At 65.8% G+C, this 23427-nt stretch carries 15 protein-coding genes and 2 pseudogenes; 8 read left to right on the top strand and 9 right to left on the bottom strand.

Features of this window, described 5'->3' with window-relative positions; genetic code table 11:
* Nucleotides 1–123: 123 nt before the first annotated feature.
* Nucleotides 124–2382, bottom strand: a complete 2259-nt coding sequence (gene katG / locus QFZ91_RS23265) for a catalase/peroxidase HPI (protein WP_368718979.1) — start codon at nt 2380–2382, stop codon at nt 124–126.
* A gap of 545 nt (nt 2383–2927) precedes the next feature.
* Here katG and QFZ91_RS23260 point away from each other — a divergent pair.
* The 5 genes from QFZ91_RS23260 (at nt 2928) to QFZ91_RS23240 (ending at nt 10751) form a co-directional block, all read left to right on the top strand.
* Nucleotides 2928–4172, top strand: coding sequence for a tyrosine-type recombinase/integrase (locus QFZ91_RS23260; RefSeq protein WP_429568559.1), 1245 nt, complete (start codon nt 2928–2930; stop codon nt 4170–4172).
* A gap of 176 nt (nt 4173–4348) precedes the next feature.
* The gene (locus QFZ91_RS23255; protein ID WP_429568558.1) at nt 4349–4996 is read left to right on the top strand and encodes a hypothetical protein; all 648 of its coding nucleotides are present in this window, start codon (nt 4349–4351) and stop codon (nt 4994–4996) included.
* A 432-nt stretch (nt 4997–5428) separates the two neighbouring features.
* Nucleotides 5429–6022: a DUF2760 domain-containing protein gene (locus tag QFZ91_RS23250; protein WP_429568557.1), complete on the top strand. Its 594-nt coding sequence runs from the start codon at nt 5429–5431 to the stop codon at nt 6020–6022.
* Nucleotides 6019–7878, top strand: coding sequence for an Hsp70 family protein (locus QFZ91_RS23245; RefSeq protein ID WP_429568556.1), 1860 nt, complete (start codon nt 6019–6021; stop codon nt 7876–7878). The genes QFZ91_RS23250 and QFZ91_RS23245 overlap by 4 nt, the downstream gene beginning before the upstream one ends.
* Nucleotides 7875–10751 carry an Hsp70 family protein gene (locus QFZ91_RS23240; protein ID WP_429568555.1) on the top strand — a complete coding sequence of 959 codons (2877 nt, stop codon included), beginning with the start codon at nt 7875–7877 and terminating at the stop codon, nt 10749–10751. The genes QFZ91_RS23245 and QFZ91_RS23240 overlap by 4 nt, the downstream gene beginning before the upstream one ends.
* Here the strand turns inward: QFZ91_RS23240 and QFZ91_RS23235 are convergent.
* On the bottom strand, nt 10748–11026 hold the full coding sequence (locus QFZ91_RS23235) for a hypothetical protein (RefSeq protein WP_429568554.1): 279 nt from the start codon (nt 11024–11026) through the stop codon (nt 10748–10750). The two genes, QFZ91_RS23240 and QFZ91_RS23235, sit on opposite strands and share 4 nt — an antisense overlap.
* 141 nt (nt 11027–11167) lie before the next feature.
* The gene (locus QFZ91_RS23230) at nt 11168–12010 is read right to left on the bottom strand and encodes an EamA family transporter (protein WP_429568553.1); all 843 of its coding nucleotides are present in this window, start codon (nt 12008–12010) and stop codon (nt 11168–11170) included.
* Between the two features lie 121 nt (nt 12011–12131).
* Between QFZ91_RS23230 and gcvA the strand changes: the two are divergent.
* A pseudogene (gene gcvA / locus QFZ91_RS23225) lies at nt 12132–13023 on the top strand (transcriptional regulator GcvA).
* A gap of 78 nt (nt 13024–13101) precedes the next feature.
* Here gcvA and QFZ91_RS23220 read toward each other — a convergent pair.
* On the bottom strand, nt 13102–15201 hold the full coding sequence (locus QFZ91_RS23220) for a D-(-)-3-hydroxybutyrate oligomer hydrolase (RefSeq protein WP_429568682.1): 2100 nt from the start codon (nt 15199–15201) through the stop codon (nt 13102–13104).
* A 230-nt stretch (nt 15202–15431) separates the two neighbouring features.
* Nucleotides 15432–16880: an FAD-dependent oxidoreductase gene (locus tag QFZ91_RS23215; RefSeq protein ID WP_429568681.1), complete on the bottom strand. Its 1449-nt coding sequence runs from the start codon at nt 16878–16880 to the stop codon at nt 15432–15434.
* Here QFZ91_RS23215 and QFZ91_RS23210 point away from each other — a divergent pair.
* On the top strand, nt 16815–17060 hold the full coding sequence (locus tag QFZ91_RS23210) for a hypothetical protein (protein WP_429568689.1): 246 nt from the start codon (nt 16815–16817) through the stop codon (nt 17058–17060). The two genes, QFZ91_RS23215 and QFZ91_RS23210, sit on opposite strands and share 66 nt — an antisense overlap.
* Nucleotides 17061–17267: 207 nt before the next feature.
* On the opposite strand, the pseudogene QFZ91_RS23205 reads toward QFZ91_RS23210, so the two are convergent.
* The 4 genes and pseudogenes from QFZ91_RS23205 to argG all read right to left on the bottom strand — a co-directional run.
* Nucleotides 17268–17531 (bottom strand): annotated as a pseudogene (locus tag QFZ91_RS23205) (RidA family protein); the annotation flags it as partial.
* A gap of 132 nt (nt 17532–17663) precedes the next feature.
* Nucleotides 17664–19217: a transglycosylase SLT domain-containing protein gene (locus QFZ91_RS23200; RefSeq protein ID WP_429568552.1), complete on the bottom strand. Its 1554-nt coding sequence runs from the start codon at nt 19215–19217 to the stop codon at nt 17664–17666.
* A gap of 134 nt (nt 19218–19351) precedes the next feature.
* The gene (locus QFZ91_RS23195) at nt 19352–20383 is read right to left on the bottom strand and encodes a sensor domain-containing diguanylate cyclase (RefSeq protein ID WP_429568551.1); all 1032 of its coding nucleotides are present in this window, start codon (nt 20381–20383) and stop codon (nt 19352–19354) included.
* A gap of 179 nt (nt 20384–20562) precedes the next feature.
* Nucleotides 20563–21897 carry an argininosuccinate synthase gene (gene argG / locus QFZ91_RS23190; RefSeq protein WP_429568550.1) on the bottom strand — a complete coding sequence of 445 codons (1335 nt, stop codon included), beginning with the start codon at nt 21895–21897 and terminating at the stop codon, nt 20563–20565.
* Between the two features lie 309 nt (nt 21898–22206).
* On the opposite strand from argG, the gene QFZ91_RS23185 reads away from it, so the two are divergent.
* Nucleotides 22207–23424, top strand: coding sequence for an amidohydrolase family protein (locus tag QFZ91_RS23185; protein WP_429568549.1), 1218 nt, complete (start codon nt 22207–22209; stop codon nt 23422–23424).
* Nucleotides 23425–23427: the final 3 nt, after the last annotated feature.

Genomic DNA, 23427 nt, shown 5'->3' with positions numbered 1-23427 from the left:
TGGGAAGGAGACGAAAAAAACGCGATTGCCGGGATCCCGGCAATCGCGCTCGATGACGACTCAAAGCTACCTTCGAACACAGCGTCGGCGTGGCAAGGAACCACGCGCGCCGCGGTAGCTGGATCAAGCCAGATCGAAACGATCCAGATTCATCACCTTGACCCACGCGGCAATGAAGTCGCGCACGAACTTCTCCTTACCGTCCTCGCTCGCGTAGACCTCGCTCAGGGCGCGCAGCACCGAGTTCGAGCCGAACACCAGATCGACACGGGTACCCGTCCACTTGACCTCGCCGGTCTTCGCGTCGGCGCCTTCGAACGTTTCCGCGGCCTCCGACACCGGCGTCCATTCCGTGCCCATATCGAGCAGGTTACGGAAGAAGTCGTTGGTCAGCGTTTCCGGTTTGTCCGTCAGCACGCCTTCCTTGCCACCGCCCACCTTCAGCACGCGCAGGCCGCCGATCAGCGCCGTCATCTCGGGCGCCGTCAACGTCAGCAGTTGCGCCTTGTCGATCAGCAGCTTCTCCGCCTCCACCGGGAACTTGCCGCCCAGATAGTTTCGGAAGCCGTCGTGGACCGGCTCGAGCGCGCCGACCGATTGGACGTCGGTCTGATCCTGCGACGCATCCATGCGACCCGGCGAGAACGGCACCGTCACCTGCTGCCCGGCGTTCTTCGCAGCCTGCTCGATGCCGGCACTCCCCGCCAGCACGATCAGGTCGGCGAGCGAAATCTTCTTGCCGCCGGACTGCGCACCGTTGAACTCGCTCTGGATGCCTTCGAGCACCTTCAGCACCTTCGCGAGCTCGGCAGGCTGGTTGACGGCCCAGTCCTTCTGCGGCGCGAGCCGGATGCGCGCGCCGTTGGCGCCGCCGCGCTTGTCCGAGCCGCGGAACGTCGAGGCCGATGCCCACGCGGTCGTGACCAGTTGCGACACCGACAGTCCGGACGCGAGGATCTTCTGCTTCAGCGCCGCGACGTCCTTGTCGTCGACGAGCGGGTGATCGACGGCCGGAATCGGGTCCTGCCACAGCAGTTCTTCCGCCGGCACTTCCGGGCCCAAATAGCGGGCGCGCGGACCCATGTCGCGGTGCGTGAGCTTAAACCACGCGCGCGCGAACGCGTCGGCGAACTCGTCCGGGTTGTCCATGAAGCGCCGCGAGATCTTTTCGTAGATCGGGTCGAGGCGTAGCGACAGGTCGGTCGTCAGCATCGTCGGCAGCAGTTTTTTCGACGGGTCGTGTGCATGCGGGATCGTGGGCTCCGCGCCCTTCGCAACCCACTGATTCGCGCCGGCCGGGCTCTTGGTCAGCTCCCACTCGTGGCCGAACAGGTTGTGGAAATAGCCCATGCCCCACTGCGTCGGCGTCGAGGTCCACGTGACTTCGATACCGCTCGTGATCGTGTCGCCACCCTTGCCGGTGCCGAAGCTGTTGCGCCAGCCGAGCCCCATCTCCTCGAGACCGGCACCTTCCGGTTCCGGACCGACGTTCTCGGCGGGCCCCGCGCCGTGCGTCTTGCCGAATGTGTGGCCACCGGCGATCAGCGCGACCGTTTCCTCGTCGTTCATCGCCATGCGGGCGAACGTTTCGCGGATGTCGACCGCCGCGGCGAGCGGATCGGGATTGCCGTCCGGGCCTTCCGGGTTCACGTAGATCAGGCCCATCTGCACCGCGCCGAGCGGGTTTTCGAGGTTGCGTCCGGGCGGATCGGTGCGGCTCTTTTCGGTGCCGTGCAGTTCCTCGTCGGCGACCAGCACGCCTTCGTCGTCTTCCCTGCCGGCCGCGCCCTTGCCATAGCGCACGTCGCCGCCAAGCCAGGTCTTTTCATTGCCCCAATAAACGTCCTGATCCGGTTCCCACGTGTCCTCGCGCCCGCCGCCGAAACCAAATGTCTTGAAACCCATCGTTTCGAGCGCGACGTTGCCGGTCAGGATCAGCAGATCGGCCCACGAAATTTTCTGGCCGTATTTCTGCTTGATCGGCCATAGCAGCCGGCGCGCCTTGTCGAGGCTCACGTTGTCCGGCCAGCTGTTGATCGGCGCGAAACGCTGCTGGCCGCGCCCTGCGCCGCCGCGACCGTCGCCGATGCGGTAGGTGCCGGCGCTGTGCCATGCCATACGGATAAACAGCGGTCCGTAGTGGCCAAAGTCAGCGGGCCACCAGGGCTGCGAATCGGTCATCAGCGCGGCGAGGTCTTTCTTGATCGCGTCGTAGTCGAGGCTCTTGAATGCCTCGGCATAGTTGAAGTCCTTGTCTAGCGGATTGGAGCGGTTGGAATGCTGGTTCAGCAGATCGACGCGCAATTGCTTCGGCCACCAGTCTCGAATGGTCGTCCCGCCGCCGGCGGTGTGGATGAACGGGCACTTTGCTTCGTTTGACATGCGTTCTCTCCTTTGGAGGATGTCTCCGTTGTCGATCGGAGTCGGTGCGAAGCACTTTCTCCAATCCCATGCAAGGTACTTGTTATGCGTTTGTCATCCTGTCAGGCGTCCGTGGCAATTTGACGATCGAGGAACCCGACAGTCGGCCGAATGATTCGGCAGTGCACTCATGAAATCCAGGGTTGAAGGAAACGCAGCCGGAGTCTCTAACAGATGGCTCCGGCCGACGCGCCCCTCCTATTCGAATATAGGCGAGGGCAAAGTTCAATAGAATTCGAATCCGGCAATGCCGGTAATAGATGGCGACTATAGCGGGCAACAATCGCGCGGCGCGCTCCATCACTGTATGCCGATCGATCGTCGCTGCGTCGAAGCTTGAGTGCGCCCCGCTGTTTTGCGCCAGGCGCGGCCTACTGTGTGATAGGGTTTCGCGTTTCGTCCGCAACAGAATGGGCGCTGCTTTCTTTTCAGGCAAACGCTTCGGACAACGCCTGAGCGGAGCAGAATGACGCCAACCGGCGTGCGCCCGAGGAGTGTCCCGAACCGTGTCCAAAGCCGTGCCGAAAGCTGCCCCGAATGCTGAGCTCGCCACCGTCCAGCCCGTCGAATCGCTCGTCGTGCCGGAACTGCTTGATGGCCGCGACGGCACCAATCGCGGCGGGGCGGAAAACTCCCAGCTATCGGCGCGCAACGACCTCGACGCCGTGCGCGCGTGGCTCTCCAATTACGCCGACACCAAGACCACCTTCGACAACTACCGCAAGGAAGCCGAGCGGCTGCTGCTGTGGGCCGTCGTGCAGCTCGGCAAGCCGCTGTCGTCGCTGACGCACGAGGATCTGCTGCTGTTCAAGGCGTTCATCGCCGATCCGCAGCCGGCCGCGCGCTGGGTGTCGGCAAACGGCGGCAAGTACGCGCGCGGCGATGCGCGCTGGCGGCCGTTCAACGGGCCGCTGTCGCCGGCCAGCCAGCGCCAGGCGCTGATCATCCTGAACGCGATGTTCACGTGGCTCGTCAACGCGGGCTATCTGCGCGGCAATCCGATGGCGCTGCTGCGACAGCGCGCGAAGCGCTCGGCGCCGCGCGTCACGCGCTATCTGTCGACGTCGCTGTGGGACGAAGTGAAACTGTTCGTCGAGCAACTCCCGCAAGATACCGATGCGCAGCGCGCGTACTACGCGCGCTGCCGCTGGCTGACCACGCTGTTCTATCTGCAGGGCATGCGCATTTCCGAGGTCGCCGGCGGCCAGATGGGCCAGTTCTTCCGAAGGCTCGGCGCCGACGGTCAGGACCAGTGGTGGCTCGAAACGCTCGGCAAGGGCGACAAGGAGCGGATCGTGCCGGTGTCGGCCGAACTGGTTCAGGAACTGCGCAGCTACCGGACGCTGAATGGCCTCGCCGCGCTGCCGACCCGCGCCGAGGAAACCCCGCTCGTGCTGCCCTTCAAGGGTCGCAACCGCTGCCTGTCGCGCTCGGCGATTCACGACGCGATCAAAGGCATCTTCGCGGGCGCGGCGATGTGGCTGCGCGCGCGCGGCCCCGAATTCGCCGATCGCGCCGACGAACTCGAGCGCGCGTCGGCGCACTGGCTGCGGCATACGGCCGGTTCGCATCAGGCGGACGGCGGCGTCGATCTTCGTACGATCCGCGACAATCTCGGCCACGTGTCGCTGAATACGACCAGCCTTTATCTGCACACCGAGGACGACGCGCGCCATACCGAGACCGTCAATCGGCACCGGATGAACTGGCACGACGCGAAGTCTGAAGAAGGCAATCCGGGCGGCAATTAAGCGCGGATCGGAGCCCCGGCTGCGCACGCGCAATGGCGCATGCGTTTTCGCCTGCGCGGTTTTCGCGTGCGCATTCATCAACTCATTTTCCCGATCGGCGATTCGTATCTCAAGAACGCAAAACGCGTGGCCGTTAAAAGGGCGTCGCTCGACAAATAAACAAGACAAACCGGGGAATGAAGTTGAAAAAGATCACCAAGGCGCTGTTGGCGTCGGCTGCGTGCGCGAGCTTTCTCGCGGGCTGCGTGACCAGTGGGCAAGGCCAGCTCGTCAGCGCCCCGAACCGCCCTACCGAAGTGACCGTGACCGCGTATCAGCCGTTGCCCACCGACGTGTACGTCGCGAATGTGGTCGACCGCGACGTGGTGTTCGTCGGCGGCGATACGTATATCTGGGTCGTCGGCCGGGACGGCGTCCGGCAGCGCCAGTTCTATGCGCATGGCGATCGTCGCGCGGAGGTTTTCCATCGCCGTGAGGAGTTGCGTCGCGTGATGGCGAGCCATGACGGTCACCTGCCGGGGTATCCGGGTGACGCGCGTGCGCCGCTCGCGCGCCCAGCCGGTCCCTCGCCGGCGATGGCCGCGCACGGAGAGCCGCCGCGCGCTCACAGGCACGCCACCGGGCCGCTCAGGCCTGCGCGCATGACAGCCGCGCACGGGCAACCGCGCCTTGCCAACATGCACGCCGCCGGGTCGGTCAGGCCTGGACGCTCGATGGCCGCACACAGACAACCGCACAGCGCCGACATGAAAGTCGCCGGGCCGGTCAGGCCCGCGCCGGCACCATCGGGCAAGCGGGTACCGAAAGAGCCGAGCAAGTCGTAACGTCGCCGACATGCGCATCATCGCGTAAGCGGCAAGACTGCGCGGGGAGCGGCTGGCGAGCGGCCGGCCTCTCGCGCCGGTCCCGCCAGCAGCAAGCCGAAACCAGCTCCCAAAGCACCTGCGCACACCGCGCCCTTCCCCCCAACTCCCCGCCAATCCCACCCCATTGCCCGCTAGAATTGCCGGCTTTGCCCGCGTCGGGCGCGCCGCAAGGCAAAATACGGGTTTTGCGCGCGCCGCACGCGCGGCCGAGCCGGTGGCGAAGCGTCCCGGACAGTCTGGCGGCCCGGCGGTTGCATGATCATCGCCCAAGGCTCGCGCCCCCGGCCGCGCGCCGACCCGCAACATCACAGCCCCGCCCGGCCCGTCGGCTTCGGCGCACGTGGCGCGGCGAGGACCGCTCGTCCCTAACAGAGCAGATCAGGAGCCTTTATGAGCGATTCGAACCCATCCTTCCTCGGCCGGATTTCGCTGGCCGTGGGCACGTTTTTCCGCATTCTCGGCAATGGCGAGTTCGCCGCCGACGTGCTGCGCCTGCGCAACGGCGAAAAGTTCGGCGCGGCCCCCGCGCCCGCCACCGCCGCCGCGGCAACCCCGGCACCCGCCCCGCAACCGAAGCCGCAACCCGCGCCGGTGCTGAAGGAGGCCACCCCCGACGCCGCGCTGCAACTGCTCGGCCTGCTGCAGCGCGACGCGCGCTTCATCGATTTCGTCGAGGAAGACATCAAGGCCTATAGCGACGCCGACATCGGCGCGGCCGCGCGCCTCGTGCACGAAGGCTGCCGCGCGACGCTGCGCGAGCACTTCACGATCCGCCCGGTGCGCGACGAAGCCGAAGGCAGCCGCGTGACGCTGCCCGCGGGCTTCGACGCGAGTTCGGTACGTCTGACGGGCAACGTGGTCGGCAGCGCGCCGTTTAGCGGCAGCATCAGCCATCGCGGCTGGCGCGTCGACGAGGTGCGTCTGCCGAAGCTCGCGGACGGTCATAACGCGAAGGTCATCGCTCCGGCGGAGGTGGAGCTATGAGCGACGCACGCTATTCCATCGGCATCGACCTCGGCACCACGCACTGCGCGCTGTCCTACGTGGACACGCACGCGAGCGACGGCGAGAAAACCACCCAGGAGGTGCTGTCGATCGCGCAGCTGACAGGCCCCGGCGCAATCGACACTCTGCCGCTCTTGCCCTCGTTCCTGTACCTGCCGCATCCCGACGAACTGGCCTCCGGCGACCTGTACCTGCCGTGGACCGGCCAGCGCGAATTCGCGGTCGGCGAATTCGCGCGCAATCGCGGCGCCGGCACGCCGATCCGGCTCGTGTCGAGCGCGAAAAGCTGGCTGTGCCATCCGGGCGTCGACCGTCGCGCGGGCATTCTGCCGAACGACGCGCCGCCCGAAGTCACACGCGTGTCGCCGCTCGAAAGCTCGGTGCGCTATCTGACGCACCTGCGCGAGGCGTGGGACCACGCGCATCCGGACGCGCCGTTCGGCGAGCAGGACGTCACCGTGACGATCCCCGCGTCGTTCGACCCGGCCGCGCGCGAACTGACCGCGGAAGCAGCCGAGGCCGCCGGCTTCACGCGCATGACGCTGCTCGAAGAGCCGCAGGCGGCGCTCTATAGCTGGATCCAGAAGAGCGGTGGCCAGTGGCGCAAGCAGGTCAAGGTCGGCGACATCATCCTCGTCGTCGACGTCGGCGGCGGCACGACCGACCTGTCGCTGATCGCGGTGATCGAGCGCGACGGCAATCTCGAACTGCATCGCGTCGCGGTCGGCGATCACATCCTGCTCGGCGGCGACAACATGGACCTCGCGCTCGCGCACGTGGTCGCGCGCAAGCTCGCCGCGCAGGGCACCCAAGCCGACGCGTGGCAGCTGCGCGCGCTGACCTACGCTTGCCGCGCGGCGAAGGAAACACTGCTCAGCGACCCGGCGACCGACACCGTGCCGCTCGTCGTGCCGAGCCGCGGCTCGAAGCTGATCGGCGGCTCGATCCGCACCGAGCTGACGCGCGCCGAGCTCACGCAGACGATCCTCGACGGCTTCTTCCCGCAGGTCGACAGCGCCGCGCGTCCGGTGAGCCGCGCGCGGGTGGGTCTGACGCAGCTCGGTCTGCCCTATGCGCAGGACGCGGGTATCACGCGGCATCTGGCGGCGTTCCTCGGCCGTCAGGTCGGCGCGCTCGCCGAACTCGAAGGGCTCGGTGAAGCTGCGGCCAATGCCGCCGCGCAAAACGCGAGCTTTCTGCATCCGACCGCGGTGCTGTTCAACGGCGGCGTGTTCAAGTCGACGCTGCTGGTCGAGCGCATCATGAGCACGCTGAACGGTTGGCTCGCGGCCGAAGGCGCGGCGAGCGCGCGTCTGCTCGAAGGCGCGGACCTCGATCTGGCGGTCGCGCGCGGCGCGGCCTACTACGGCTACGTGCGACGCGGCCGCGGCGTGCGGATTCGCGGCGGCACCGCGCGCGCGTACTACATCGCGATCGAATCGGCGATGCCGGCCGTGCCCGGCCTCGAGCCGCCGGTGCAGGCGCTGTGCGTCGCGCCGTTCGGCATGGAAGAAGGCACCGACGCCGAGTTGCCCGCGCAGGAGTTCGGGCTGGTCGTCGGCGAGCCCGTGCATTTCCGCTTCTTCGGCTCGTCGGTGCGTCGTCAGGATCAGGTCGGCACGCTGCTCGAATACTGGGGCCCCGATGAGTTGCAGGAACTCGAGGAAATTCAAGCGACGCTGCCGGCGGCCGGCCGCACCGCCGGTGAAGTCGTGCCGGTGAAGCTGCACGCGCGCGTGACCGAAGCGGGCACGCTCGAACTGGAGGCGATCCCGCGCGGCTCCGACGAGCGCTGGAAAGTCGAATTCGACGTGCGCGGCAACCCGAATGCGTGAGTGACATGAAGCGGTACAGCGTCGGCATCGATCTCGGCACCAGCAACACGGTGCTCGCGTACGCGGAAGCAGGATCGCAGCAGATCCGCGTGTTCGAGATCGAGCAGCTGGTGAGCCCCGGCGAGGTCGCCGCGCGGCCGCTGTTGCCGTCGGTGCGCTATCAGGCCGCCGACGGCGAGCTGAGCGCGGCCGATCTGCAGTTGCCGTGGTCCGCTGAGCGCGCGGCGTCCGGCCAGGGCAAACACGCCGGGCAGCCGGTCGTGGTCGGCCGCCTCGCGCGGCTGCTCGGCGCGCAGGTGCCCGGGCGGCTCGTCGCGAGCGCGAAAAGCTGGCTGTCGCACGCGTCGGTCGATCGCGTCGCGCCGATCCTGCCGTGGGGCGCGCCCGACGACGTGCGCAAGATTTCTCCGCTCGACGCGAGCGCGAGCTACCTCGCGCACGTGCGGGCCGCGTGGAACCAGCACTTTCCGAAGGCGCCGCTCGAACAGCAGGACGTCGTGCTGACGGTGCCCGCGTCGTTCGACGAAGGCGCGCGTGCGTTGACCGTCGAAGCGGCGCGGCTTGCGGGGCTGCCGTCGCTGCGGCTGCTCGAAGAGCCGCAGGCCGCGTTCTATGACTGGCTGTTCCGGCATCGCGACACGCTTGCCGACGAGTTGGCCCACACCCGGCTCGTGCTGATTTGCGACGTCGGCGGCGGCACCACCGATCTGACGTTGATCGAAGTCGGCCTGACCGACGGCGGCGAGCCGCGCCTGACGCGGGTCGGTGTCGGCAATCACCTGATGCTCGGCGGCGACAACATGGACCTCGCGCTCGCGCATCTGGTCGAGGCGCGCCTGTTGGGTGGTGCCGGTGGCGCTGGGCAGGCGCCGCAGCGGCTGTCGGCGGCGAGCCTGTCGCAGCTGGTCGAGCGATGCCGCGTCGCGAAGGAGCAGTTGCTCGGCGCGCAGGCGCCCGAGGCGGCGCCGGTCACGCTGCTCGGCGCCGGCTCGAAGCTGATCGGCGGTGCGCGCACCGCCCTGGTCACGCGCGACGAGGTCGAGAAAATCATCGTCGATGGATTCTTTCCGCGCGTCGCCGCAGATCAACGACCGGGCCGGCCGCGCGGCGCGATCGTCGAATTCGGCCTGCCTTACGCGACCGATGCGGCGGTCACGCGGCATATCGCGGCCTTTCTCGAACGATTCGCCGCGCAGTCGCGCAAGGCCCTAGGCGCAGATTCCGGCGCGCCGGACGCATCCGGCACGGCCGCCCTGCCCGTTCCCGACACGCTGCTGCTCAACGGCGGCGTGTTCCGTGCCGACGCGCTATCGCGGCGTCTCGCCGACACGCTCGGCGGCTGGCGCGGCGCGTCGCTCCATGTGCTGCACAACGACAACCCCGACGTCGCGGTCGCGCGCGGCGCGGTCGCTTATACGCTCGCGCGCGCCGGCTTCGCGCCGAAAATCGGCGGCGGTTCGCCGCGCAGCTATTTTCTGGTGCTCGACGAAACGCCTGCCGGCAAAGACGTTGCCGAGCCGGACGCAGCGCCCGCGCAACGCGGCATCTGCCTGCTGCCGCGCGGCACCGAGGAAGCTCACGAGATTCTGATCGAGGATCGCACGTTCGCACTGCGGCTCGGACATCCGGTGCGCTTTCACCTGGTGTCGTCGAGCGCGGACACCGCATATCAGCCTGGCGAGCTGGTCGATCTCGCGGGCGGCGACTTCGTGCGCCTGCCGCCGATCGCGACGATCGTGCAGCCACGCGACGGCCAGCGCGCCCGCGAAACCGCGGTTTGCATCGCGACGTCGCTGACCGAGGTCGGCACGCTCGACGTCCATTGCATCGAGCTCGACGATCCATCGCAACGCTGGCTGCTCGAATTCCAGCTGCGCCGCGGCGACGCGCAAGTAGACCTATCCGCCGATGGCGCGCCGCAACGCCACCCGGCGCTCGATCGCGCGATCGAACTGATCGACCGTTGCTTCGGCGCCCGCGCGCACAACGTCGACCCGAAGGAAATCAAACGCCTGCGCTCGCAGCTAGAACATCTGCTCGGCCCGCGCGATGGCTGGGGTAGCGCATTGCTGCGCGAGCTGTTCGGCGCGCTGTGGGAACGCGCGCGGCGCCGGCGCCGCTCCGCCGATCACGAGCGGTTGTGGCTGAATCTGGCCGGCTATTGCGTGCGGCCCGGCTTCGGCTATCCGCTCGACGAATGGCGCGTCGAGCAACTGTGGACGCTGTTCGACGACGGCATTCAATACGTGACCGACAGCCAGGTGTGGTCCGAATGGTGGACGCTGTGGCGCCGCGCGGCCGGCGGTCTCGGCGAGGACGCACAGTTGCGCGTGCTCGACGCGATGGACTATCTGCAGAAGGCCGCGCAATCGCGTCACAAGCTGCCGTTCGATGTCGCGAAGACCGGCTTCGCCGATATGGTGCGCCTGTCCGCATCGCTCGAACGGATTCCGGCGGAACGCAAGATCGAACTCGGCGAGGCGGTGCTCACGCGCTTGAAAAAGCCCGCGGAAAACCATCAAAGCTGGTGGGCAGTCGGACGGATCGGCGCGCGCCAGCCGTTCTACGGCAGCGCGCACAGCGTCGTGCCACCCGAGGTCGCCGCGCAATGGCTCGACGCGATCCTTGCGCTCGACTGGAAGAAGATCGACCCGGCCGCGTTCGCCGCGGTGCAGATCGCCCGCATGACCGGCGATCGCTCCCGCGATCTGCCCGACGAACTGCGCGCGAGCGTCGTGCGACGCCTCGAAGCGGCGAGCGCGCCGCGCGCCTGGATCACGATGGTCAGCGAAGTCGTCGCGCTCGATAACGCCGACGAAGGCCGCGTGTTCGGCGAATCGCTGCCGGTGGGGTTGAAGCTGATCGGCGGCTAGAGCGTTCGGCGCGGCGCGAAGCTCAGCACCGCTCGCGCCGCGTCCGGATTGTCACGGTCCTCCAGGCTTTCCGCGAGCAGAGCGCGAAAGACCGGCAACTTGTCCTTGCCGTATTGGAGCCCAAATTCGCACAGCACTTCGGCGATCGCCGCTTGCCGGCTGTCGGCGCCCAGCGTGCTCGCAATGTGCGAGCTGCCGCGCGCCAATTCGAGCAGATAGGTCGAGCGGTAACGGTTCTTTTCGGCCTGTCGGCCGGACCTGGGTCCACGGGGCATCGTTGTTTTTCTCTGCCATTGTCGAACCCGCTATCTATCAGTCAAAGCTGAAGGAAACCTTAGGACGAATCGCGCATGGCTTGCTTGCCACCCGTCACATCAAGGCAAGCCGGCGATGAACGACCCGCATCCTCTCTCTCGTCAAAGCCCCAGACATGCCGCTCCAGCCGCAACGACCAGGCAGGCGAGCCAGCGCCCGCCATTGACCGCTTCCCCAAGAAACACCCGCCCGATCAGCACCGCGAACACCACGCTGGTTTCTCGCAACGCCGACACCGCACCCATCGCGCCCGACTGCAGCGCCCAGATCACGATGCCATACGCCGCGATCGACACCAAACCGCCGACGAGCGACGAGCCCACCGACAGCGGCTCGGCACGTACCGGTGTCCATAGCGGCGCGAGGCCGCGCATTGCGACGAACAGCAGCGGCATCAGCCAATAGAACAGGAACATCCACGCGGTGTAGGTCAGCGGCTGACCGTCGGACAGTCTCACGCCGATGCCGTCGATCACGGTATAGAGCGCAATCGTCGCACCAGTCGTCAGCGCGCTCAGCACACCCGCGCGCGACACGCGCCGCCCCTGCAACGCGATCGCGATGATGCCGCCCGAGATCATCGCGATCCCGAGCGCGTGCAACGGGCCGATCGCTTCACGCGCGAACAGCGCCGCGCCGAGCGTGACGAGCAGCGGCGACGAGCCACGCGCGATCGGATACGCGATCGCCAGGTCGCTGCGTCGATACGACCGCACGAGGCTCACGTTGTAGAAGATATGCACGAGCCCCGAGGCAACGAGGTAGGGCCAACAGGCGCTGGCTGGCAACGGATTGACCAGCACGACGAGCGTGGCGACAGCCGCGATGGCGATGCTCATCCAGGTCATCGACAGGAACCGGTCGCGGTTGCCGTGCAGCATCGCGTTCCAGCTCGCGTGAAGCATCGCGGCAAAAAGCACGATGCCACCGGTATAACTAAGCATGTGGGTTTGGGACCGAGAGTGAGCGGGAATGGCATTAGCGGTACAACAGAAAGGATATCTATCTTGTCGTGGCCCCTCAAACCAGATAAATTGGCCGCCTGCGTTAGAAAAACTCTTGCAAATGAAACGAGTATTGCCTCCGCTCAATGCGTTGCGGGCCTTCGAGGCCGCGGGCCGGGCTCGGCAGCTTCAAGGAAGCCGCCGCGGAGCTGCACGTGACTCACGGCGCGGTAAGCCAGCAGGTGCGTTTGCTCGAGGAATGGCTCGGCGCCTCGTTGTTCGAACGGCACCACCGGCGCGTGACACTGACGGCGGCGGCGAAGGCCTATCTGGAGGAAATCGGCCCACTGTTCGAACAGCTGTCGCAGGCAACCGCGCAATACGGTGTGCCCGAAACGCTGTCGCGGACGCTATCCGTCAACGCGCCCGCGACATTCACGTTGCGCTGGCTGGTGCCGAGACTGGCGACATTCCGCGCCGAGCATCCCGACGTGGAGGTCAAGGTGGAGACGTCGAACGGACCGCTGGAGAGTCTGAAAGAGAGTTACGACATCGTCATCCGGGGCGGCCCGGACACGTTCTACGGCTACTCGATGCGGCCATTCCTGTCCGAGGAGAGGCTTCCAGTCTGCAGTCCTGCGCTCTTGCAGCGGGTGCCGCTTCGATCGCCGGACGACCTGCGGCAACACACGTTGCTGCACACCTCGAGTCTTCCGCGGCTTTGGCCCGACTGGCTTGCGAGCACGCAGCTTGCCGCGCTGAGGCCGGCCGCCACGTTGACCTTCGATCACTTCTATCTGACCTTGCAGGCCGCCATCGACGGAATCGGCATCGCGATGGGACCGACCGCGCTGGTCTCCGACGATCTCGCCGCTGGCCGGCTCGTCGCGCCATTCGACGGTCCGCGTCTGCGGTCTCGCAGCTACTGCACTTACATTGCGGATGAGAAGTCTGGCGATGAACTGGTCGTGCAGTTCCGTTCGTGGCTCGAGCGCGAGGGGATGTGTTCTTGAGCGCAGAAGTAGGTCATCTCACGGCAACGCGCACACAGGCGGGCGCCTGTGTGCGCGCATTGCTTCAGCTCGCGCCGCTCAATTCGGCACGTTCACGGCGCCGTTCGTTGCGGAAATCGCATTGGCACCCGGGCTCGCCGCGATCGCCGGCAGGTTGGCCGTGGTCAGCGCCGGTGCGGCTCCAGGCGTACCGCCGCGCGGTATCGTGTGGATCACCTGCGACGGCGGCAGCGGGGTGCCGTTCTTCAGATGAGCCCACATCAGATTGAGCGCCTGAAGATTGTAGTAGTGCAACGGCACGAAACGCGTGTCGAAACCGGCAACGCCGAGGAACGCGTCAAAGTGCTGACCGTTCGTGACTTCGTAAAGCGCCAGCTTGCTCGCACCGCCCTCGGCCACCTGGTTCAAGCCAAGATACGGCCGCGACGCGTGGTTGATCGGCACCAGCGCATCCGCGCGTCCTTGCACGATGATGGTCGGCTTGCCATGCAGGTTCGCATTCACGCGGATTGCATCGACGCTGGCACTCAACGAACCGCTCGTCCACCGCGCGCGCAGGCATGCGGCGCCCGCGTAGCTCGCATCGGCGGTCGCGAGCCGATGATCGACCGCGCCCGAGGTGCCCGCGTTGTAGACGAGGTTGATGCCATTGGTCGGCGGCACGCCGTTGCCGTTGCCGAACACCGTCAGCATCGGCGAGACCGCCGGCGTCACGCCGGCAGCGCCCGTCGCGCTGGTGGTGCCGAAGCTGAAGTCGCACAGGTTGTCGGCGACGCTTGCACGCGCATATGCGTTCGCATAGGTCACGGCGACGGCCGGCACTGCCTGCGAGTCCCACATCGGCGCTTGCAGCAGGTCCGAGTCCGTCTGATAGCCGTTCTGATGCAGCAGCGCGAGCGCATTGGTGGCCTGCGTCACCGTATCCGCTCCCGCGATCACGCCGGCTGCCGCGAGCGACGCGCAACGCGCGGTGCGCAGCGCGGTGGTGGTCGCGGTCGGCAGCGCGGTCAGATACGGCGCTCCGGCTGCGGCCGGAGCGAGCGCGGCGCACGGCTGCAGCAGGTTCGCGAGCGTCATGTAATCGGCGAGCGGTTTGCCGAACGCGCCGACCGGCACGCCGCCCTGCGCGACCGACACCTGTGTCGTAAGCCGCATGTTGATCTGCGGTTCGCCGACCACCACTGCCGTGATAAGCCCCGACGTGTCCTGCTCGGCCGCCGCGAGCGACGCGCCGCCGCCGTTGCTGACCGACGCGGCGATCGTCGTGATGCTGCCGCTCGCATAGCGCACCGTGCGCGTCGTGCCATTCAATGCGCCGAACGAATCGTTGAGCGCCCAATATGCGAACTGGATCGCCTGCAACGTGTTCTTGCCCCAGTCCTGCTCGGGGTTCTGTTGCGAGTGCGCGTGCTTGAACGCATAGCGGTTCGGGAACTGCGCGTTGAACGTTGCCAGCGTGCTGCTGCCGAGCTTCGCGGTGAAGAGGCTCGCCTTGCCCGCTGTGCTCGCATCCTGCAACGTGCCGTCGATCAGCGTCACGCGATTCGTCGACAGCTCATGCGCGCCGTTGCCGCTGCCCTTGTCGGTGTAGGCCACGGCGCAGCCGCGCTTCAAGCCCCACTCGCCGGCCGCCGAAATCGCGCCGTACACGCCGCGCGAACCGGACGACGTCGCGGTGACGATGCAAGGCTGGTCCGGATTGAAGCTCGTGGGAATCTGCACGAGCAGGCTCACGTTCTGCGCGCCGCTGCCGTCATCGGCATAGGCGAGGTATTCCTTGCCCGCGATCTTGCCTTCGCCCAGCGTGTCGTTGCCGTTCAGGTCGACGTTGGGGCCCCAGAAGCGTCCATAGCCGCCGTTCGCCGTCATGTCGACGAGCGCCCGGTAGTTCGACCAGATTGCGAGACGCCGCAGTTCGGCGGCCGTTGGTTGCGCGGTATTCGCGATGGCCGGCGCGCTCGCCGAGGCGAGGCCGGTCTTGCCGAGGCCCGCGGTCAGCAGATCGTCGCTGTTGCCGTCATAAGATTTCGTCGTCACCGCGCTGTTGATGAAGGCTGGCAGCACGTTGTTCGGCGGCGGTGGATGCAGTCCGTCGTCGTTGCCGCCGCCGCAGCCGGCCAGCACGATCGCGGACGCCATCAGGCTCGCCGCGGTAGTGAGCCACCAAGGGTTGTGCATGGCCGCCGGGATCTTCTTCGGTGTTGTCATCTTTTCTGTCTCCGTCATTTATACGACGTTGTATTGGCAACGGCACCGAACTTATTACCGACTCCGCTTCATCAGTTCGCTAGAAAGAGATGCTTCGGATGCCGATGCATCGCTAGCGTGCATTGAGCTCTCGCCGGAGTCAATACACGCTCATACCGACACACCACGAGCATCGGGATTCGCTTGAAACAGCCGGCCGGCTAGTCGGAATCGGCCATGCGGGTGAACCCGTCGTCGCTCCAGGCTTCGGAGCCGACACCGTGACGAACGAAGAAAACTCCGTGCGGGTCGTAACGTTTCTTGATCGACAGAAGACGCGCATAGTTGGCCCCCCAGTACGCGGCTTGCCAGTTTTGCTGAAAATAGCTGCTCTCAGCGACATAGGCGCCGTCTGCAGGCGCAATCTTCCTGAGTTCGTCGATGGCCAGACCGATCAGCTTCGCATCTCGCTGTGCCTTCGCAACGTCGGGCTCGTGATCGGTCAGACCGTCGAATGCCGGCGGCCCCTCGCTCGCGACGATGGCCAATGCGAACGACTCCGCCACGACTGGATTGACGGGCGTTTGCAGGCCGGCGGCAATCACGTCGGCAGGGGCGCCGGCCAGCCCTTTCTGAAAATGAAGTTCGACAGGCCAATAGCGCGTAGCGCCCATCAGCGCATCGACGAGTTCGGGTTGGCGCTCGCGCGTCAGCATTGCCGCAGGCAACCACAGCGAGTCGAAGCCGTGGATCACATGACCGGCCTCGGCGAGATTCTGTGTCCAGAAAAAATTGGCATCTGGCGCGCCGGGCCGGTCATCGAAACGGACGAGGCCGGGCACGTACCGCGCGAGCGCCTTGCCGTCCCAGCGTATCCTTCCCGGACCGGCGACGATCGATGGCGCGGCCGTCATGGTCAGGTCGTCCTGCAAGCCAATCCAGTCCCACAACGGCTGCCACAGCGTGGCGACCTCTTCTTTGCCGAGTCCCTGAAAACTCATGGCGATGCGCAAGCGCTTGCCCGGCAGCAGCGTGACGAGTTCACCCCAGTGTCGATTGCATAGGCTATCGGCGTAAAGCGCGACGAAGCGGCCCAGCAAGCGTTGGTACGCGACATCCGAGCGTGCCACGACTGCGCAGGATACGAGACCGAACACGTCAGGCAGTTCGTGCGTGCGCAAGGTCAAGCGGCTGACCACGCCGAAGGTGCCGCCGCCCCCGCCTTTCAAGGCCCACAAAAGATCCGGTTCTCTCCGCGCGTTGACGACCCTGACCACACCGTCCGCGGTGACGACCTCCGCTTCGAGCAGTGAAGCCGACGCAATGCCGAATTGTTTGGAGTGCGTTCCAAAACCTCCCCCTTGAATCAGTCCTGCGACTCCCACTGTTCCACAACCGCCGCCCTGTACATATCGACCCACGCCGCCGGTAACGGCTTCATAGGTATGCATCCAGATCGCGCCTGCCCCGACGCTTACCGCGGGTCCGGGTGGAATGATCCCGTCACAACCGCTCGGAACGAAAGCATCGTGATTCCTGATGTCGTTCATCGCGCGCGTCCATATCATCAAGGAATCCGGTGCGTTCGAAGTGCCAAGATAGGAATGCCCCCCGCCGCGCACAACGACGCGAAGATTGCGTTCACGCGCGAAATTGACGGCCGCCGCCACATGTTCGACTTTTGTCGCCGCGACGACGTAGGCACTCGGTTCGGCTTTCCACGCGCCAACCCACTCGCAGGTTTGTGTCAAGACGGGACTATCGCCGATGAAATACGGATTCTTGAGTTCACGGAAGAGCGCAAGGCACTCGGCGTTGTCGGGAGATTCGCGACAGAGCTGGAGTGGTGACTCCGGTCGGATCAGGTGGCCATCCACCTGCTGTTTCAGTCGCGCCCAGTCCGAAGGCGTGGGCCATCCCGGTTCGCCCGGACGTACGCGTCGCGGGGTCTGTGCAGCGTGAGCGGCATCGAGCCGAAGCAACGGCCAGCCAGAGGGAAACAGCGGGACAGCCGCAAGCCACCTGATCAGGTCACGGCGCTTCACTGTGGCGCTCCTTCACCGCTTCGCTCGATGCAAGCGCTTAGGCGTCTCGGGAACCAGTTCCACTTCACCCTCGACCTCCACGGGAATGTTGAAGGGCAGCTCGGCCATTCCCACCGCGCTGCGAGCGTGAGCGCCGCGCTCCTCGCCGAAGACAGCCAGTATCAGTTCCGAGAAGCCGTTGATTACGGCGGGCTGCCGGTTGAATGCGGGTGCCGAATTGACCATGCGGAACACTCTCGTCCAACACGCGATGCGCTCCAGACTTCCGAGCTCGCGCTTCATGGTCGACATCTTCAGACTCCACGTAAATGCCTGATGGCCTGATCCGGGCGCGTGCCACGATGATCACGCCGCAGCCTGGCTGCGGCACGTCGCTGCGGTGACAGCGCTTTCAGACGAGCACTTCCCTTACGTTCCGCCCTGCTTGCGCATCTGCCCGATAGCGCGAGCCCGTGCCGCCTCGGCCTCCCGGACGAGCCGGTACGCAACATAATATTTGAAGACATTCCGCACGTACGTAGTGGGTTCGATGCCGATTTTCTCGGCGACTACGATTTCGACATTGTTGAACCACTTGTTCGGATCGAGACCGCGCGCCTGCGCCTCCTTGCGCATCCTGGCGATGTTTGCGGGTCCTGCGTTGTAGCTCGCGAATGCGAACAGCGAGCGGTCCCTTTCCGAGAAGTGAGCATCGGGAAAGTAACGGGCCATCAGCACGTCGAGATATTTCGCTCCCGCATGGACGTTGGACTCCGCCACCCTGATGTCGCCAACCGCAAGTTCCTTTCCCGTGGCTGGCATCAGCTGCATGATGCCGATTGCTCCAACGTGACTGCGCGCACTCTGGTTCAGCTGCGATTCCTGATAGCCCTGAGCCGCAAGCAGGAGCGGATCGAAGCCGTACTGCGCGCCGTATTTTTCGAAAAGGCCGACCGTCTGTTTGAATCGCTTCAGCTCCGCTGACTCCGTATTGTTGGAGATCTGCTTGATGCGCTTCATTTCCTGCTGCAGACGGACTTCCGCGACACTCTGCTTTTGCACGTAATTCAGGTAGAAGTCGTTGATCGCGTCCTGCAGTTTCGGGCTCTTGAGGCGGACCGCCCAGCCGATGTAGCCTGCGTCGCGCACCGCGATGTCGTTATGCACGACGATTCCCAGCAGTATCGGCGCCCATACCTTTGCCTTCCAGTCGTCCACGACGAGAATCTGGACCAGCCCGGCATTGAGCATCTCCATCGCGTCTTCGTCTTCTAGCGCGTCGGGCAGCGGTACGAGCTTCACGGGGGCTTTGCGTTCCCTGGCAAACCGCGCGTTCAACGCTTTCAGGCTCTCGTAATAGCTGCTGCTCGGTCGCACATGGACGGTCTTGCCGCTCAGGTCGTCGAGCTTCGCGAGGGCTGGCGACTTCGGCCCGGTCACGACCACTTCGCGTACTGCTGTCCGGTCACGCGGCGACACGAAGTCGACCTGCTTCAGGCGGGCCTCCGTGACCGTCAAATTGCCCGCGGCGATGTCGCCCCGGCCCGCTATCAGCCCCGGGAGCAACTGGTCGCGCGTCGTCGGAATGATGACCAGCGTGAGCGGACGTTTGCCGAGCGTCGCCTGGTATTTCCTGTTCAGATAACGCTCGAAGTCCCGCATCAGGCCGGCGGTCAGCCCTCGCTCGTGGCCTTGCTCATTCACATAGAGCGTTCGACTGTAGGGAACCAGTACACGGATCAGCCGCCGGTCCAGCATGGCGTCGAAATCGCCGGTGAACGGTTGATTGCCGAGATCGATTTGGCGCGCGGCGGGAGTTGAGGCGGGGGCACCTGGGGCTGCCGGAACGGAAACGGCCGACGAGGCGGCCGCCGACGCGGCCGGCTGCGCAGCGGCAGTTTGGGCGGCGACGCACGTCGCAACGCCGACGGTCATGCCTGAGCAGAACGCCGCGATGAACAGCAACGTGTGAATGATGCGCATCGTAAAAAGCCCTGCTGTCGCACCCGGCGACTGCGTCGACGTTCACTACGCGCTTCGATATTGCCACGATGACAACGGTTGGAAATGGGACGTTGGTCCTATAAGCCAAGCCGCCGTCACGACGAAGACTAGAGCTACGCCATCGTCACGCGATTTCGCCCGTTATGCTTCGAGCGGTACAACGCCCGGTCGGCGCTCGCGAAACCGTCGCGATGCGCGGGCCGCGACAAGTCGCTGATACGCGTAAGCGACGCGCCTACGCTGACCGTCACCACCCCGAGCGGCGACGCGCGATGTTCGATCGCGAGATCCGCCACGCCCTGGCGCAGCGTTTCGAGCGTGTCTTCGAGCTTCGACTTCTGTGCTTCGAGCATCAGCAGTCCGAACTCCTCGCCGCCCATGCGCCCGACCACGAAGTGCTCGCTGTCGGCGGCGGCCTGCATCACCGAGGCGACCAGCCGCAGACAATGATCGCCGGCCTGATGGCCGTAGGTGTCGTTGTACTGCTTGAACCAGTCGACGTCGACGACCACCGAGCCCATCATGTCGCCGTCGCGCGCCTCTTTCCAGCGTCGCGCGATGGTCTCGAGCAGAAAACGCCGGTTGTACAACTGCGTGAGCGGATCGATCGCGGTGGCCGTGCGCATCTTCAGATCGTTTTCGATCATCGCGCGCAGGTGGTAGAACACGCCGCGCTGGCCCGCGTCGAGCCGCCCCGGTGCCGGGTCCATCGCGCATAGCGCGCCGACGATCTCTCCGTTCGGCGCACGCAGCGCGATCGCCGCGTAAAAGCGCACGAACGGATGACGCTTGACCAGCATGCATTCACCGAAACGGCTGTCGTTGTGAGCATCCTCGATCACGAACAGATCGGCGTCGCGCACCGCGTAGTCGGCGAGCGAACGCGCGCGCGTGACGAGCGGCATCGCCATGCCGACCTCGGCGCGATAGTGCTGATACTCCTCGTCGAGCAGCACGATCGCGGTAATCGCCGTGCCGGTCACACTCTTCAGAATCTCCGCCGCGTGCGTGAAGCACTCGCGCATCACCTGATCGTCGTGCAACAGCCACTCGATGACCGAAGACTCCACCTCGGGTTCGCCGCCGACGGTCGAGTCGACTGGCATCCGGCTGGCGAGGCGGTCGATACTGTGAGCGAGTTGCACGGAAGGGTTCCAGAATAGGCTTAGCTTATGTCAACGGCATAGGCAGGCCAAACTTGAGCACAGAATGTGGGACCGCGAGCACGCGCCGAAGCGCATCCGGCGGCCCCAAAGAAAATGGGCCGGCTCTCGCGAGCCGGCCCATCGATCGATGCGACGTTGAGATAATCGGACGCGCCGCTTTACTCCTTGTCGCCCTTCACCTGCGGCAGCGCCGACGTCTCGTTCGACGACAGCAGACCCACCTGCGAGTAAATGCGCAGCTTGTCGCGCGTGTCCTTGATGTCGAGGTTGCGCATCGTCAGCTGGCCGATGCGGTCGCGCGGCGAGAACGTCGATTCCACCTTCTCCATCGACAGACGCTCGGGCTGATACGTGAGGTTCGGCGACTTCGTGCTGAGTATCGAGTAGTCGTTGCCACGGCGCAGCTCGACGGTCACTTCGCCGGTGATCGCACGCGCGACCCAGCGCTGCGCGGTTTCGCGCAGCATGATTGCCTGCGGATCGAACCAGCGGCCCTGGTACAGCAGACGGCCGAGACGGCGGCCGTTCTCACGGAACTGCTCGATCGTGTCTTCGTTATGGATGCCGGTGACGAGACGCTCGTAAGCGATATTCAGCAGCGCGAGGCCCGGGGCTTCGTAGATGCCGCGGCTCTTCGCCTCGATGATGCGGTTCTCGATCTGGTCGCTCATGCCCAGACCATGACGGCCGCCGATACGGTTCGCTTCGAGCAGCAGTTCGACCGCGTTCGGGAACGTCCGGCCGTTCAGCGCGACCGGCTGGCCTTCCTCGAAGCGGATCGTCACTTCTTCCTTGGCGATCTGCACGTCGTCGCGCCAGAACGCGACGCCCATGATCGGATTCACGATCTTGATGCCGGACTCGAGGCTTTCGAGATCCTTCGCTTCGTGCGTCGCGCCAAGCAGGTTCGAGTCGGTCGAATAGGCCTTTTCAGCCGACATCTTGTAGTCGAAGCCCGACTGGCGCATGAACTCGGACATTTCAGCGCGGCCGCCGAGTTCGTCGATGAACAGCTGGTCGAGCCACGGCTTGTAGATCTGCAGGTTCGGATTGACGAGCAGACCGTAGCGGTAGAAACGCTCGATGTCGTTGCCCTTGTACGTGCTGCCGTCGCCCCAGATGTTGACGCCGTCTTCCTTCATCGCGGCGACCAGCATCGTGCCGGTCACGGCACGGCCGATCGGCGTGGTGTTGAAGTAGGTGACGCCCGCCGTCGAGATATGGAACGCGCCGCACTGGAGCGCTGCGATGCCTTCCGCGACCAGTTGCGCGCGGCAGTCGATCAGGCGCGCGCCTTCGGCGCCATATTGCGTGGCGCGACGCGGGATCGAATCGTAGTCGTCTTCGTCGGGCTGACCGAGATTGGCCGTGTAGGCGTACGGCACGGCGCCCTTCTTGCACATCCAGTGCAGCGCGGCGCTGGTGTCGAGGCCGCCGGAAAACGCGATACCGACCTTCTGGCCGATCGGAAGACTTTCAAGGATTGTACTCATAAGCAGTAGCGTTAAACTCGACGTACGGGGAGATTTGGGGGAACAGCTGAGTATCGGGCATGCCTGGCGATCAGGCAAGTTACGCGGGAGTATACCGCGAACCGCCGTCCGGCCTTGGATTTTGCCGGTCGGCGCGGCCCTCCGCCGCGATCTCGGCGTGTCGAATTCCCGGATTAATTCACGCTTTATCAGTCGTAACGGGGAGCGATTTATTATCGTCTCGGGGTAGCATCGCGGGTTGCGTCAACGCGCCGGCCGCGTATCCCTTGCACCCCGTTCTACCCCGTTCACTCCCCTTGCCTACCGCTCATGACCACGACCACTCCACGCCCCACGACGAACGCCTCGCTGATCACCAACGTGCGTCTCGCCGACGGCAAGCGCGTCGAGGTGTCGATCGTCGATGGCCGGATCGCCGCGCTCGGCGCCGCTCTGCCGCGCGAGCCCGGTGTGCCGGTCGAGGACGGCGGCGACGCGCTGCTGCTACCAGGTTTCGTCGAAGGGCATACACATCTGGACAAGACCAACTGGGGCTTGCGGTGGTATCGCAACGAAGTCGGGCCGAAGCTGACCGACCGCATCGAAAACGAGCGCCGCTGGCGCGCCGAAAGCGGCCACGACGCGGGTGCGCAATCACTCGCGCTCGCGCGCGCGTTTCTCGCGGCCGGCACGACGCGGGTGCGCACGCACGTCGATATCGACACCGACGCGGGCCTGCGCCATCTCGACGGCGTGCTCGCTACGCGCGATACACTGCGCGACGTGCTCGACCTGCAGATCGTCGCGTTTCCGCAGTCTGGGCTGCTCGGCCGGCCCGGCACCGACGCGCTGCTCGATCGTGCGCTCGGGGCGGGCGCCGACGCGCTCGGCGCGCTCGATCCCGCGCTGATCGACGGCGATCCGGTGAAGTCGCTCGATCTGACGTTCGCGCTCGCCGAGCGTCACCGCAAGCCGATCGACATCCATCTGCACGAGCCCGGCGAAATCGGCGCGTTCACGCTCGGTTTGCTGCTCGATCGCGTTGCCGCGCACGGCATGCAGGGGCAAGTAGTGGTCAGCCACGCGTTCTGTCTCGGCGCGCTACCCGAGCGCGAACGCGATGCGCTGCTCGCGCGTATCGCCGAGCTGCGCGTCCCGCTGTTGACCACCGCGCCGCCGTCGGTGCCGGTGCCGCCGCTCACGGCTTGCCGCGCGCACGGCGTCACGCTGTTCGGCGGCAACGACGGGATTCGCGACACGTGGACACCGTACGGCTCGCCCGACATGCTGGAACGGGCGATGCTGATCGCGATGCGCTACGGCCTGCGCCGCGACGACGATCTCGCGCTCGCGTTCGATTGCGTCAGCGGCGTCGCCGCGCGCGCCTGCGGATTCGAAGCTTACGGTTTGCAGCCGGGCGCCCGCGCCGATCTCGTGCTGGTCGATGCCGACACGCTCGCGCATGCGCTCGTCGCGCGGCCGGTGCGCAAGCTGGTGGTCGCGCACGGCCGCGTCGTCGCGCGCGATGGCGCGCTGCTCGCGCGGTAGTTG

This window comes from Paraburkholderia sp. JPY419 (assembly GCF_050435705.1).
GTDB lineage: Bacteria > Pseudomonadota > Gammaproteobacteria > Burkholderiales > Burkholderiaceae > Paraburkholderia > Paraburkholderia youngii.
Note: the sequence above shows the minus strand (reverse complement) of the source record. Positions and strands in the feature narration are given on the sequence as shown.